The organism is Plantibacter sp. MCCC 1A11337, from assembly GCF_013349365.1.
Taxonomy (GTDB): Bacteria; Actinomycetota; Actinomycetes; order Actinomycetales; family Microbacteriaceae; genus Plantibacter; species Plantibacter flavus_A.
On record NZ_JABJWX010000003.1, the window covers coordinates 313,929 to 328,339 of the forward strand.

The following is a 14,411-nucleotide window of genomic DNA, read 5'->3' on the forward strand; positions in this document are numbered from 1 at the left end:
CACACCGGCACGGAGCGCCACTCGCGTCAGCTCGCAGCAGGCGGCCGCCAGTCCACCCGTTGGTCACGCCGCAGCACGAGCGACCGGGGGAGGACTGCCGCGAGCACGCGTTCGAGCGGCTGACTCGCCGACCGCAGGGCCGCCTTCGCGTCAGCCAACGCCGCGTCGACCGAACCGGCGCTCGCCGCACCACCAGCCGAGGAACCGATCCGGGGATCGCCCCCGATGTCGCGTCGCGCTCCAGCGCTCGGCGCATAGCTCTCCCGCTCGACCGCGGCCACGAGCCGGTCGACGGCCGGTGACTCGATCCGGAACTGCCCGCGCAGCCTCGACGCGAACCCGCGTGGTGACTCCGCCGACGTCACCGGGAAACCGAGGTCGCGGGCGGTGTCGAGGAACTCCGCCCAGGCCCAGCCCGCCGAGTTCCCCTCGGTGCGTGCACGGCGCCGCCCGGCCGCGCGCCGGAGACCCCGGGCGATCGACGGGGTGGCGAGCAACACCAGCACGCCGAGCAGGATCGCGAGCGGGACGAGGGCGGCGGTGAACGCCCCGTCGGAGCGGGTCGAGGTCGGTCCGCCGAGCGCGTCCGCAGTGGGGGTGGGCGTCGACGCCGCGGTCGGAGCCGGACGGCTGTCAGGACTCACCGATCCGCTGCCGGGCGTCGCCGTGCTCGCGTCGCTGAACTGCGTCACAACCCCGCGGCTGGCCGTCGGCTCGAACGGCACCCAGCCCACGCCCTCGAAGTACAGCTCCGGCCAGGCGTGCAACTGGTCCGAGGTGACGATGTAGGTGTCGCGGTTCGCCGGGGTGTTGTCGATCGTCGTGCCCGGCAGGTACCCGATGGCGATGCGCGCGGGGATGCCGAGGACGCGCGACATCACGGCCATCGCGGACGAGAAGTGGATGCAGTAGCCGGCCTTGCGCTCCAGGAACGTCGCGATGACCTCGGCGCCGCTGCCGTCGAAGCCCTCCTCGACGGGTGCCGACTCCGAGTACTCGAAGGTGCTGCGGAAGTAGCGCTGCAGGGCGATCGCGCGGTCGTAGTCGGTGGAGGCGGTCGCCGTCACGTCCGCAGCGGTGTCACGGATGATCTGCGGCAGGTCGTCGGGCAGCTCGAGATAGGGGGCGGCTGACGCCGGGTCGGCGACCGGCGGGACGTCGCGCATCTGCTGCGCCGTCGGCAGGATCGCGGTGCTCGTCGCCGTGTAGGTCTGCCCGCGGGTGGATCCACGCTCCGCCATCGCCGTCAGCCCGGCGGCCTCGAACCGCCAGTCGCCGCGGAGCCCGTCGACCTTCTGCGTCGGGTAGGGCAAGGGCAGCCACGGGCTCGACAGCGAGTCCACCGTGACCGTCGTCTCGAAGGTCTCCACCGGGATCGCCTCGCTGAGTCCGGCCGGCGCGGGGAAGGCGTCGAGCGTGTTGCCGTCGTTGTAGCCCGAGTTGTCCGGTCCCCAGACGGTGCCGGTGAACTCGTTGAGGTCGGTGACCTTGAGGTAGGGCGGTTCGTCGGCGGTGGTCGTGTATTCGAGTGCGGTGGTGTTCGCGGGGCGCCGCAGACTCTGGCCGAGTGAGATGAGCGGGTTGATGCCGTTCACGAACGGACCGCTCCCGCGGGCGCCGGCGGTCACGTCCCGGACGGCGAGGTCCGGGAGCACGGCCGGTGTGAGGAGCGCGACGACCACCGCGACGGCACTGACGAGGACGGCCGGACCGAGGCCTCCGAAGCGACCGGCGCCGGTCATCGCCGACGGTCCGGCGCCGCGTCCGTCGCCGGCAGCCCGGGCCGAGGCGAGCGCTCGCAGCAACTCGCGGCGCCGGACGTCCTCGCGGAGCAGCCAGAGGAAGGAGAGGGCGACGAACGCGAACACCCACGGATCGAGCGGGAACGACACGGCGACGGTCGGCCCGGCGTAGACGGCGAAGACCAGGACGGCCGCGAGCACCGGTGCGTGGCGGCCGAGCACGAGCCACGCGACCGCCAGCGCGACGAGGCCGCCGCCCGCGGCCATGACGAAGACCACGCCGGCGTCGGTGTCGAGTGGGGCCGAGCCGTCGTGGAAGGTCTGGAACCCGGCGTCGCGCAACCGTTCGAAGGCGCCGAGCGTCGCAGGGGTCGGGACGATGCCGACGATCGCCGTCTCACTGGCGAAGAACAGCGTGATCGTCAGCAGCCATGCGATGCCGGCGCCGAGCCACACGAACACCGCGGGCAGTCTCGTGCGCCGGAGGAGGATCGCCGTGGCGAGGACGATCGCGATGACCAGGTTCGTGATGAACCACCAGTCGAGCGCGTCGAGCACCCGCCCGAATCCGAGGCCACCCGTCGCGAGGAGGAGGAAGGCGGCGAGGCCCAGACGCAGGTCGCCGACGTTCGCGGTGTCGCGCGGGTCGTCGCGGCGTCCGCCGGCGCCTCCCGACCACGACCCGCCGCTGGTTCCACCGCGGGACGGTCGCCGAGGGTTCGACGAGCCGACACCAGGACGGACCCCCGACGGCACGCCTCCGCGAGACGACACTCGGCCACGGGCGGCGGCCGCCGCGCGGCGTTCCTCAGCGACGGACATACGAACCTCCGGCACCCCGACCACCACGGCCGCCGCGGCCGGAAGACTGCGGCGCCAGCGTGGTGGTCGCCGGACCGCTCGTGCCGGACCACAGGGCCTGGAACGATGCGCCGCGCTCGCCGACGTGGCATCGCCACCCGGCCGACTCCAGGAGCTCGATGGACCGACGCCGCGCGCCGGCCGGGAGCAGTGCGACAGGGAGAGGCGAGAGGTGCGCGACCGCGGTCAGTTCACCGAGGTCGCCCTCCTCCACGTCGCCGAGGATCGCGATGACCGGCTGCGACCGGCGTGCGGCGATGACGGGTGAGAGGTCGAGGAACCGATCGGGTCGGACCGATGGACGCAGGAGGGCCAGGTCGAGCAGCGCGGCGTCGAGGTCGTCCTCCTCGAGATGCTGCCCGCCGCGGGCGAGCGCGTCGCCCATGTCGCCGACGGGGCTGGACCGCAGGCCACCGGCCGCGGATCTCGCACTGATCTCGCGCGACAGCTCCTCGGTGCCGGCTCCGAGGAGGTTGACGCGGTAGTCGGCGTCGACGAGGTGGGCGGTGATCGAGGCCGCGAGCGACACGGCCTGCTCGAACGCCGGCAGGTACGACGGATCGTCGTCGGGCCAGGCCCAGTGGGCCGCGGCGGTGTCGAGGAGGACCGTCGCCTCGGGGTCGTTCTGCTGCTCCTCCTGCCGCACCATCAGCTCACCGTGGTGCGCGCTCGCCCGCCAGTGCAGTCGGCGGATCGCGTCCCCCGGCAGATACGGGCGCGCGATGATGTCGTCCTCGCCGGCGCCGACGTGCAGCGACGACGGGCGCGTGGAACCGTCGCGGCTGGCCGTGAGCGCGGGGATCTCGGGCAGGACCACGACCTCCGGTAGGACGACGACCGCATGCGTCCCGCCGACGTCGCGGCGACGGACGACGAGTCCGAACGGGTCGCTCACGGTGAGTCCGAGCGGGCCGAGCTCGTGCTCTCCGCGACGCAGTGCCGTCACGGTGTACTCGGCCGTTCGCCGACGCGATCCGATGCCCGCGACGCCGGTACTCGGCAGGGTGCCCTCGGCGCTGCCGGCGAGTCCGGCCGGCACGCGGTCCTTCCACTCCGTGTGGACGTGGGGGAGCGCGCTCGTCTCGGCGATCGAGACCTCGACGGAGATCCGACCGCCGACCGCGACGAGGTCGGGCCGGGTGGTGCGGTCGACCCGGAGCGACGGCCGTTCGAGGTAGACCGCGCCGAAGCTGGCGGCGACGAGCGCGACGAGCAGTCCGGCGGCGGCGAGCAGCTCCGGCGAGCCGATCCCGCGCGCGAAGATGAGGCACACGCCGGCCGCGACGAGCACGCCGACCGCGCGTCTCGTCAACGGCACGCGACGCTTCATGGGCTCAGGACCTCCGCTGCCGGTTCACGGCGATCCGGCGGTCGCGGTGCGCGGCCATCGGTTCACGACCTCAGCTCGGTGCGACCGGAGTGCGGCACGGGTGTCCGCTCCAGCAGCTCGGCGAGCACTTCGGAGACCGCCTGGACGCCTGAGCGGTCGTGGGCGCTGACCGCACGGCGGGTGGGGATGAGCCGGTGGGCGAGGACCGGTGCCAGCAGCTGGTCGATGTCGTCGGGCAGGACGAACTCTCGACCGTCGAGCGCGGCGAGCACCTTGGCCGCGCGGACGAGCTGCAGGGTGGCGCGCGGGCTCGCGCCGAGCCGGAGTTCCGGGTGCACACGAGTCGCCTGCACGAGCGAGACGCAGTACTGCTCGACGATCGGCGACACGAAGACGCCGCGTGCCCAGGCGATGAGGCGCTCGACGTCGCCGCGTGAGGCGACCGGTCCGATGGTGTCGAGCGGGTTGACCGTGTCACGCTGGCGGAGCATCGCGAGCTCCGCGGAAGCGTCGGGGTATCCCATGGAGATGCGCGCCATGAAGCGGTCGCGCTGGGCCTCCGGCAGGGCGTAGGTGCCCTCCATCTCGAGCGGGTTCTGCGTGGCAACGACGGTGAACGGCGACGGCAGGGCGTGCGTCTCGCCGTCGACCGTCACCTGACGCTCTTCCATCGACTCGAGCAACGCCGACTGGGTCTTCGGCGAGGAGCGGTTGATCTCGTCGGCGATGACGATGTTCGCGAACACCGCGCCGGGCTTGAACTCGAACTCGCGGTCGACCTGGTTGAAGATCGAGACGCCCGTGACGTCGGACGGGAGCAGGTCGGGCGTGAACTGGATCCGGCGGACGGTGCTGCCGACGGACGCGGCGAGGGCCTTCGCGAGGACCGTCTTACCGACGCCGGGGACGTCCTCGATGAGCAGGTGGCCCTCGGCGAGCATCACGATGAGCGCGATCCGCGCGGCGAACGGCTTGCCGTCGAGGACGCGCTCGACGTTGTCGAGGATGCGCTCGGCCAGCACCTGGAACTCCTCGGCGTTCAGTGCCGGCTTCAGTTCGGCGACGGTGTCCCGTGGGGCGCGGCTGGTGTTGCTCTGCTCGGTCATGGTCGGCTCCTGCGGTCGTGGTCGAGCATGCGCTTGAACAGCAGCGCGACGATGGTGGCGAGGCCGATCGTGATGAGGGTCGGGGCGAGTGCTCCGAGGAACTGCATCCAGAGGTAGTTGTCGGTCGGGCCGCTGTCGCCGACGAACCCGCGGTACAGCAGGGTGAACGACTGCCACAGCCCTACGCCGCCGCCGAGGGTGAGGACGACACCGACGATCCAGAGGGCTCGCTCCCAGACGACGGCGCGGACCCGGTGGGCGTCGGCGGCGTCGAGGTACTCCTCGTATCGCTGCTGGTCGAGCTGGGTCTGCTGCGCGTCGGGACCTGTCACCCCAGGCGGATCGGCGACCGTCGTCGTGTCGCCGGTCCGGGCTTCGAACGGGTGGATGCGACGGTCGGCCTGCGAGGGCATGCCGCGGGACGGCTGGGCGCGCGGGCCATCGTCGAACCGGTCGTCGGTCGGCGGGCGGACGGGGCGACCGTCGGTGGGCGGCTGGATGAGCTGCGGGGCGATCTCCTCGAGCGAGGCGAGGTGACTGCGCCGGCCGGTGTCACCGGTGTTCGGGCGGGTGCGCTCGTCGGTGTGTCCGCGCTGGAACGCGGGGTCGTAGCGTTGGTCCATCGTCGGCCTCCGTCGCGCTGCGTACATCGTCCGGGTCGGAACCCGTTGCCCGATCCTAAGACTGATAACGAACAGGTAACACCCCTGGACGTGTCGCCCACAGGAACTCCATATGTGCACCAGGTCGCACACACACGGTGCCGGTGCGGGTCGGGTAACTCTTCGGAGCCGACGTGCCCAACGGTTGTGCGGCCCTTCGACAAGCTCAGGGAGCGGTGTTGGTTGACCGTCCCGTTCTGGTCCCTGAGCTTGTCGAAGGGCGGGGTGTCCCGTGTGCACTTCGACAGGCTCAGTGTTCGGTGTTCGTTGCCCGTCCTCGTTCCGGTCGGTGAGACGTTCTCCCGTCCGTGACACCCTCTCCGGTCCCTGAAACGCTCTTTGGTCCCTGACACCCCCTCCGGTCCCTGAGCTTGTCGAAGGGCGGGGTGTCTCGTGTGCACTTCGACAGGCTCAGTGGCCGGGTTCAGGCTCAGGGACCGGGTTCGAGCTCTGGGATCGGGTGTGCTCGAAACGACGACAGGCCCGGGAACGGGGGTCCGTTCACCGAGCCTGTCGAGGTGCAAGGGCCTACAGCGCCGCGAGCGCCTCGCGGATCGGGGTCTCGCCGCCGATGACCTCGAACTGCGTGCGGGACGCCGCGCCCGACTCGATGAGCGCGAACAGCACAGCGGCGACGTCGGCGCGCGGGATCGAGCCGCGGCCCGTGGTCGTCGCGGCGGTGATCGTTCCGGTCGGGGCGTCGTCCGTCAGGCCACCGGGGCGCACGATCGTCCAGTCGAGGTCGCGCCCGCGGAGGTCGGCGTCGGCCTCGGACTTCGCCCGCAGGTAGACCTGGAACACCTCGTCCGAGTCGGGGTCGAAGTCGTCGGCACCCATCGACGAGACCATCACGTAGCGCGGGACCTTGGCGAGCTCGGCGGCCTCGGCGAGGAGGATGGCGCCGTCGCGGTCGAGTGTGAGCTTGCGGTCGGCGCCGCTGTTCGGGCCGGCTCCCGCCGCGAACACGACGACATCGGCTCCGGCGAGTTCGTCGGCCAGTTCTGCCGCGGAGGAGTGCTCGAGGTCGAGGACGATGGCTCGCGAGCCGATGCCCTGGAGCTCGCCGACCTGCTCGGGGTTGCGGATGATGCCGGCGGGGGAGTGTCCTGCTTCGGCGAGCAGTCGCTGCAGGTGCAGGGCGATCTGTCCGTGTCCTCCGGCGATGACGACGTCGGTCATGTGAGTCCTCTCGTTCGATGCGGTCCCGGTCAGTCCGCCGCCCGTTCGTGGGGACGGCGGTCGATCGGTGGTCTGGGGCCAGTGGTCCCAGATCCGCCAGTCAACGCCTCAACCGGGGCGTACGCAACCCGGTCGCGGCTCGGGTACACTAGGAGACGGCTCCCCGCGTGGCGCCATCCAGGCCAACTCCCCCAGGGCGGAAACGCAGCAAGGGTAACCGGGCTCTGGCGGGTGCGCGGGGAGTCTTTTCGTGCCCGCGGCGCCCGGCTCCCGCTCTCCGCCCGCTCGCGCCGCAGCAGGACATCCGCCCGGCAGCAGGACACCCGGCCCTGCTTCCTCCTGCTCTCGCGCCGATCTCCTGTGCTCGATCCGGTCTCGTCTCGAGCGCGAACGTCGAAGTCCCGGAGCCCTGCACACGGCAGGACTCCGGGACTCTGGAGTGCGTCAGGTCAGCTGAGCTGGGCGCGACGCTTCCGAACGACGAGCAGAGCGGCTCCACCGAGCATCAGCAGGGCGCTGAGACCGAGGAACGCGGTGCCGTCGACACCGGTCGACGCGAGGGTGTTCCCGGCGTTCGCCGCCGGCGGCGTGGCGGCACCCGGTGCGGCAGCGGCCGGAGCCGCGGCGAGGGTGAAGGACACCGGCTCGGAAGGTGCCGAGATCTGGTCGACCTCGGTCGGGGCCGGGACGGTGCTCTGGATCGCGACGGTCGTGTAGGCGTTCGGCGCGAAGGCGAGCGTGACGCTCCACTGGCCGTTCTCGTCGACGAGGATCTCGTCGGCGGGGTCGGCCGGCTCGGCTGCTGCGCGGGCATTCGCGGAGACCTCGTCGAGCGCCGCGGTCGGCACGGTCAGGAGACCGATGTAGGCGCCGGGCTCGCCGGTTCCGGTGAACGTGACGACGTCGCCGACGACCGTCTCGCCCTCGGTCGGGCTGGTGATGCTCGGAGCGCCGAGGACGGTGTTGGTCGGGAGCGTGAAGTTCACGGTCTGCTCTCCGCGGCCTGCGCCACCGGTGACCTGGTTGACGTTCACGGTCTGGGCGACGGCTGCGTCGTCGGCGTAGGTGCCGGTGGTGGTCCACTGGCCGTTGGTCACGACGGCGGCGGTGGTGCCGGGGACGCGGTCGCCGTTGGTGTCGAGCACGTTGACGGTGGAGCCGTCGGTGCCGGTGCCGGTGAACGTGACCGTGCGGGAGTCCAGAGCCTGGCCCTCGGTCGGGCTGGTGACCGAGAAGGTCTGCGCGGGCACGGCGGCCGGGAGGGTGAAGTTCACGGTCGCTTCGCCGCGGCCTGCGCCGCCGGTGACCTGGTTGACGTTGACCGTCTGGGCGACGGCTGCGTCGTCGGCGTAGGTGCCGGTGGTGGTCCACTGGCCGTTGGTCACGACGGCGGCGGTGGTGCCGGGGACGCGGTCGCCGTTGGTGTCGAGCACGTTGACGGTGGAGCCGTCGGTGCCGGTGCCGGTGAACGTGACCGTGCGGGAGTCCAGAGCCTGGCCCTCGGTCGGGCTCGTCACTGCGAAGGCGGGGGCGACTGCCGGGAGGGAGAAGTCGACACCGACCTGCGGGATGCCGCTGCCGCCGAAGAGGCCGCCGACCTTGATGTTCTGGGCGACGGCTGCGTCGTCCGCGTAGGTCGGGAGCTGGACGCTGTAGTCGATGGGCTGGCCGAAGCTGCCGCCGACGTTGGTCCGGGCGAGCGGCGTGGTGCCGTCCGCCGCGTAGACGATGACGGTCGAGCCGCCGAACACGGAACCGGTGACGGTGACGGTGCGGGAGTCGACGGTGGAGTTCTGGGCAGGCGCGGTGACCGTGAGGCCGGCTTCGGCAGCGGAGGCCGGAGCGGCGGTGAGTACTGCGCCGCCGAGGGCGAGAGCGATGGCGGCGGGCACGGCGAGTGCCTTCCGCCAGGACAGGTGTCGTGACAAGAGGATTCCTTGGGTTCGAGGATCGGGCTGGAGCGTCCGGCAGGACAGCCGCATGCGACTGTGCAGAGCGTCCGTGTTCGTGGACGGGAGATACGACCGGATCAGGCGCCCGTCAGATGTCGGTCGCCCTGCGGGAGAAGCTAACAGTGTTTGGAGCGCTGTTGACCCCAGAGCGGAAATTGGATGATCGACAAAATTGCCTGATCAGCGCCACGCTACGCGGGTGTAGCGCGGTGATCGGGAGCCGCTTCCGCGGAAGGGCGCGGTTCTCGATGATGTAAGCGTTTGCACTCCTGCAGATCACGCGGCCGCGACATTGATGGCGGCGGCGATCCGGGGTTGCCCTGGGTCGGTTCTGCTGCTACCGCTCTTCGCGACCACGACATTGTGCGCTTACCCAGCCCCCGCAGACGTCGCCCCCGTAGGCTGGAAACCGTGGCGCGAAGCATCTACATCATCTCTGCCGAAGGACACTCCGGGAAGTCGACGGTGGCCCTCGGGGTCCTCGACACCCTGAGTCATCAGATCGAGCGGATCGGGGTGTTCCGCCCCATCGCACGGTCCACGACGAAACCCGACTACGTGCTCCAGCTGCTGCTCGAGCACGACGGCGTCGACCTCGCCTACGAGGACTGCATCGGCGTCAGCTACGACGACGTGCACACCGATCCTGAGGCGGCGCTCTCGCGCATCGTCCAGCGGTACAAGCACATCGAGGCGCAGTGCGACGCGGTCGTCATCCTCGGCTCCGACTACACCGACGTCGGCAGCCCGACGGAGCTCGGCTACAACGCCCGGATCGCCACCAACCTCGGCGCACCCGTCCTCCTCGTGCTCGGCGGCCGTGCCGGTCAGGGTGCGGGGGAGCAGCTCGGGCAGTCCGTCGCCCGCACACCCGACGACATGCGCAACATCGCCGAACTCGCCCTGGGTGAGCTCGCCGACGCGCACGCCCAGTTGCTCGCTGTCGTCGCGAACCGCGCCGATCCCGACAAGCTCCTCGAGATCACCGCCGCGATCAGCGACGCCATCCACCCGAACGGTTCCGCGAACGGTTCCGTCGTCGCGCCGGCCGGCCACGCCGCCGGTGCCGCGATGGTCCCCGTCTGGGCCATCCCCGAAGACACCTTCCTCATCGCGCCGACCATGGACAGCATCCTCGAGGCCGTCGACGGCACCCTGGTGAAGGGCAGCGAGGAGCTGCTCACCCGCGAGGCGCTCGGCGTCGTCGTGGCGGGCATGTCCATGGTGAACGTGCTCCCGCGCATCACCGAGGGATCCGTCATCGTCATCCCGGCCGACCGCACCGAGGTGCTGCTCGCCGCCCTCATGGCCAACGCCTCCGGCACGTTCCCGTCGATAGCGGGGATCGTGCTCAACGGTGGGTTCCCGCTGCCCGAGGTGGTGGAGGAACTCATCTCCGGTCTCGGCGAGATCCCGCCGATCGTCAGCACCGACCTCGGCACCTACGACACCGCGGTCCGCGTCATGAACACCCGTGGTCGTCTGGCCGCAGACTCGCAGCGCAAGTACGACACCGCACTCGCGCTGTTCGAGCAGAACGTCGACGCACCGCTCCTGCTCGAGCTGCTCAACGTCGCGCGCGCCGACGTCGTCACGCCCCTCATGTTCGAATACGGGCTGCTGGAGCGCGCGCGGTCGAACCGCAAGCACATCGTGCTGCCGGAGGGCGACGACGACCGCATTCTCCGCGCGGCCGGCACCCTGCTCGCCCGCGAGGTCGCCGACCTCACCATCCTCGGCGAGGAGATCGAGGTGCGGTCGCGGGCCATCGAGCTCGGCATCGACCTCAGCAAGGCGACCATCGTCAGCCCCTTCGACGCGGTGCTGCGCCTCAAGTTCGCCGAGGAGTACGCCAGGTTGCGGGCCCACAAGGGCGTCACGATCGACATGGCGAGCGACGCCGTCACCGACGTGTCCTACTTCGGCACGATGATGGTGCACCTCGGGCTCGCCGACGGCATGGTCTCGGGCGCCGCGCACACGACGGCGCACACGATTCGGCCGTCGTTCGAGATCATCAAGACGAAGCCCGGCGTCTCCGTGGTGTCGAGCGTGTTCCTCATGGCGCTCGCCGACCGCGTGCTCGTCTACGGCGACTGCGCGGTGAATCCCGACCCGACCGACGCCCAGCTCGCCGACATCGCGATCTCCTCGGCCGAGACGGCGGAGCAGTTCGGGATCGAGCAGCGCATCGCGATGCTGTCGTACTCCACCGGTGACTCCGGTGCGGGTGCCGACGTCGAGAAGGTCCGCTCAGCGACCCGGCAGGTGCGCGAGCGTCGGCCCGACCTCCTCGTCGAGGGGCCGATCCAGTACGACGCCGCTGCCGACGCCGCGGTGGCCGCGACGAAGATGCCCGACTCGCAGGTCGCCGGCCGTGCGACGGTGTTCATCTTCCCCGACCTCAACACCGGCAACAACACGTACAAGGCGGTGCAGCGCTCCGCGGGTGCCGTCGCGATCGGCCCGGTGCTGCAGGGGCTCAACAAGCCGATCAACGACCTGTCGCGCGGCGCGCTCGTGCAGGACATCGTCAACACCGTCGCGATCACCGCCATCCAGGCGCAGGAACAGGAATAGGTCCAGACAGACATGCCCACCGTCCTCGTGGTGAACTCCGGTTCCTCGTCGTTCAAGTACCAGCTCATCGATGTCGAGACGGAGCGGACGCTTGCCAGCGGACTCGTCGAACGCATCGGCGACGCGACGGGTGCCGCCGAGCACCGGTCGTACCTGCCGGACGCCGCCGGCGCGACGACCCCGCCCATCGAGGAGCGCTGGGTCATCGAGCGCGAGATCCCCGACCACACAGCCGGGTTCCGGGTCATGATCGAAGCGTTCGCCGAGCACGGGCCGTCACTCGACGAGCACGCGCCGATCGCGGTCGGCCACCGGGTGGTGCACGGCGGGAAGCGCTTCTTCGAGCCGACCGTGGTGACGGACCTCGTGAAGATCAACATCGAGGACATCTCCGAGCTGGCGCCGCTGCACAACCCGGCGAACCTGCAGGGCATCAACGCGGCGCAGGTCGCGTTCCCCGACGTCCCGCACGTGGCGGTCTTCGACACGGCGTTCCACCAGACCATCCCGGCAGCGGCGTACACCTACGCGATCGACGCGGAGCTCGCAGCGAAGCACCGCGTGCGTCGGTACGGCTTCCATGGCACCTCGCACAAGTTCGTGTCGGAGGCTGCGGCGGCGTTCCTCGACCGCCCGCTCGGTGAGCTGAAGCAGATCGTCTTCCACCTCGGCAACGGTGCGTCGGCGTGCGCGATCGACGGCGGCCGCTCGGTCGACACCTCGATGGGTATGACGCCCCTCGAAGGACTCGTCATGGGAACGCGCTCCGGTGACCTCGACCCCGCGGTGCTGTTCCACCTGCATCGCAAGGCGGGGCTCGGGTTCGACGAGCTCGACACGCTGCTCAACCGCCGCAGTGGTCTGCTGGGGCTGTCGGGTACCGGGGACATGCGCGACGTCACCGAGTCGGCGTCGAAGGGCGACGAAGCGGCGCAGCTCGCGCTCGACGTGACCGTCCACCGCTTGCGGCACTACCTCGGGGCGTACCTCGCGGTCCTCGGCGGTCTCGACGTGGTGGTGTTCACCGCCGGTGTCGGCGAGAACGCGCCGCTGATCCGCGCGGGTGCGGTGCAGGGGCTCGAGGGGCTCGGCATCATCCTCGACGAGGACCGCAACGCTGAGCGTGCGCGTGGCATCCGGGTGATCTCGACGGGCGACTCCCCGGTGACCGTCCTCGTCGTCCCCACCAACGAAGAGCTCGAGATCGCCCGCCAGACGGTCGCCGCACTGGCGTAGCCGCGAGTCGCCGACCCTTCGGTCCCTGAGCACCTCTGCCGGTCCCTGAGCACCTCTGCCGGACCCTGAGCACCTCTACCGGTCCCTGAGCTTGTCGAAGGGCGGGGTTCTTCGTGTGCACTTCGACAGGCTCAGTGACCGAAACGTGGCCGCGGAGCACCTCGCCCGGACCCGGAGCGCTTCTTCCGGTCCCTGAGCTTGTCGAAGGGTCGGGGTTCCGTGTATGCACTTCGACAGACTCAGTGACCGAAGTCTGTTTGCGGAGGCCTCCTCCGGACCCTGAGCTTGTCGAAGGGCCCACGGGCGACCATCGCTCCCTGTGTCCCCTCTGCGGAGGACAAAAGAATCAGTGGTTCCCCCTATTAACTTTCCCTGGGAATCCGCTTAGTCTCAGAAAACCAACAGGTACGTCGCGCCTGTCGGACCCCTAGACGAAAGTACTCAACTCCGTGAATTTGAAGACGTCACGCCGCACTGCGGCTCTCGCCACCGGCCTCGCAGTTGTCGCCGGATCCACGCTCCTCATCGCCGGACCCGCTTCCGCAGCGGAGATCCAGGTCACTGCAGATCAGATCGCTCCGAACGAGGCGACCTACGCCGGCTGGCACGAGGGTGTCGCCACTCCTGGTGCTCCTGCCGTCCTGAGCGACGCCGGCCTCACCATGACCGGTGACTCGCAGATCATCTACGGCTTCAACAACACCGGCGGTGTCCCGGTCGCGGCTGGCGGCTTCCTCGAAGCAGCGGCGAGCATCAGCTACGCGTCTGTCGAAGACGACCTCTACTTCCAGATCCCCGTTTTCGCAGACGGCACTTCCGACACCTTCACCACCCTGCGTCCTGTGGCGCCGGGCGTCGAGAACCTCGGTGGCGACTGGGTCGTCAGCCGGAACGTTCCGGGTCTCGCGACCGACGCGACCTACACGCCGGCAGAGCTCAGCGAAGCGCTCGGCGACTTCAACCTGCTCGCGTTCGGTGTCTTCGCCAACGCCGGCACGGTCGACACGCTGCAGTCGGTGACCTTTGGCGCTGACACGTACAACTTCGCCGCTCCGGTCGTCGCTCCGGTCTTCGACCCGAAGGTCCTCGTCGACCCCGACACGATCTACTTCTCCGACGTCCGCCCCGGCGGCGCCGGCTTCAGCGTGACCGTCACGGGCTTCACCCCGGGCGACACCCTGTCGTTCGCCGTGACCGACCCGAACGGTGAGATCTTCGGTTCCGCCGACGGCGCCAACACGGTCATCGCTGACGAGACCGGTGGCTTCGCGGCTTCGGGCCTCACCCTGCAGGGCGAGGGCATCCAGGTCGGTACCTACACGTTCACCGTGACCGACACCGCCGGCAACGCTCGCGCTGACTCCATCGCCGTCATCGCCGACCCGGTCGCCGCTGGCGCCCCGGCCGTTCCGACGCTGGCTGACACCGGTTCGGACTCGGGTGTCCTCGTCGGTGGCGCTGCCGCGCTGCTCCTCCTCGGTGCTGCCGGCATGCTGTTCGCAGCTGCTCGTCGCAAGGGCGCGCAGGTCACGGCCTAGTCTCACCTTCGAAGCCCCGTCCACGACTCCGGTCGAGGGCGGGGCTTCGTGCTGCCGCCGGGGCGCTGACACTTCGACAGGCTCAGTGCCCGTTTCCCGTTCCCTGAGCTTGTCGAAGGGCCCACGGGAGAGTTCTTGGTTCGAGCCCAGCGGGGGAGGAAGGCGGAGCGGCAGCTCCATTGCTGCACTCCGCCCGGTCGCACGTGCCGGGACCGCTTGGCCCAG

At 70.3% G+C, this 14,411-nt stretch carries 9 protein-coding genes and 1 other RNA gene; 4 read left to right on the forward strand and 6 right to left on the reverse strand.

The window, feature by feature from the left end:
* Nucleotides 1-26: 26 nt before the first annotated feature.
* From HOW07_RS13280 to HOW07_RS13300, 5 genes are all read right to left on the reverse strand, one after another.
* A complete protein-coding gene (locus HOW07_RS13280) occupies nucleotides 27-2,564 on the reverse strand; it encodes a DUF3488 and transglutaminase-like domain-containing protein (RefSeq protein ID WP_175117419.1) in 2,538 nt (845 codons plus the stop codon).
* The gene (locus HOW07_RS13285) at nucleotides 2,551-3,933 is read right to left on the reverse strand and encodes a DUF58 domain-containing protein (protein ID WP_175117420.1); all 1,383 of its coding nucleotides are present in this window, start codon (nucleotides 3,931-3,933) and stop codon (nucleotides 2,551-2,553) included. The genes HOW07_RS13280 and HOW07_RS13285 overlap by 14 nt, the downstream gene beginning before the upstream one ends.
* Nucleotides 3,934-3,995: 62 nt before the next feature.
* Nucleotides 3,996-5,039 (reverse strand): MoxR family ATPase, encoded by a 1,044-nt coding sequence (locus HOW07_RS13290; protein WP_175117421.1) that lies wholly within the window; start codon nucleotides 5,037-5,039, stop codon nucleotides 3,996-3,998.
* Nucleotides 5,036-5,662 carry a hypothetical protein gene (locus HOW07_RS13295; RefSeq protein WP_175117422.1) on the reverse strand — a complete coding sequence of 209 codons (627 nt, stop codon included), beginning with the start codon at nucleotides 5,660-5,662 and terminating at the stop codon, nucleotides 5,036-5,038. The genes HOW07_RS13290 and HOW07_RS13295 overlap by 4 nt, the downstream gene beginning before the upstream one ends.
* 567 nt (nucleotides 5,663-6,229) lie before the next feature.
* Complete coding sequence (locus HOW07_RS13300) at nucleotides 6,230-6,880, reverse strand: SDR family oxidoreductase (RefSeq protein WP_121293855.1); 651 nt, start codon at nucleotides 6,878-6,880, stop codon at nucleotides 6,230-6,232.
* A 154-nt stretch (nucleotides 6,881-7,034) separates the two neighbouring features.
* Here HOW07_RS13300 and ffs point away from each other — a divergent pair.
* An RNA gene (gene ffs / locus HOW07_RS13305) (signal recognition particle sRNA small type) lies at nucleotides 7,035-7,131 on the forward strand.
* A 198-nt stretch (nucleotides 7,132-7,329) separates the two neighbouring features.
* Here the strand turns inward: ffs and HOW07_RS13310 are convergent.
* Complete coding sequence (locus HOW07_RS13310) at nucleotides 7,330-8,808, reverse strand: LPXTG cell wall anchor domain-containing protein (protein WP_175117423.1); 1,479 nt, start codon at nucleotides 8,806-8,808, stop codon at nucleotides 7,330-7,332.
* A gap of 435 nt (nucleotides 8,809-9,243) precedes the next feature.
* Between HOW07_RS13310 and pta the strand changes: the two genes are divergently transcribed.
* The 3 genes from pta (at nucleotide 9,244) to HOW07_RS13325 (ending at nucleotide 14,186) form a co-directional block, all read left to right on the forward strand.
* Complete coding sequence (gene pta, locus HOW07_RS13315) at nucleotides 9,244-11,412, forward strand: phosphate acetyltransferase (RefSeq protein ID WP_064296374.1); 2,169 nt, start codon at nucleotides 9,244-9,246, stop codon at nucleotides 11,410-11,412.
* 12 nt (nucleotides 11,413-11,424) lie between these two features.
* Nucleotides 11,425-12,648, forward strand: coding sequence for an acetate/propionate family kinase (locus HOW07_RS13320; RefSeq protein WP_175117424.1), 1,224 nt, complete (start codon nucleotides 11,425-11,427; stop codon nucleotides 12,646-12,648).
* Between the two features lie 449 nt (nucleotides 12,649-13,097).
* Nucleotides 13,098-14,186, forward strand: a complete 1,089-nt coding sequence (locus HOW07_RS13325; RefSeq protein WP_175117425.1) for a hypothetical protein — start codon at nucleotides 13,098-13,100, stop codon at nucleotides 14,184-14,186.
* Nucleotides 14,187-14,411 lie beyond the last annotated feature (225 nt).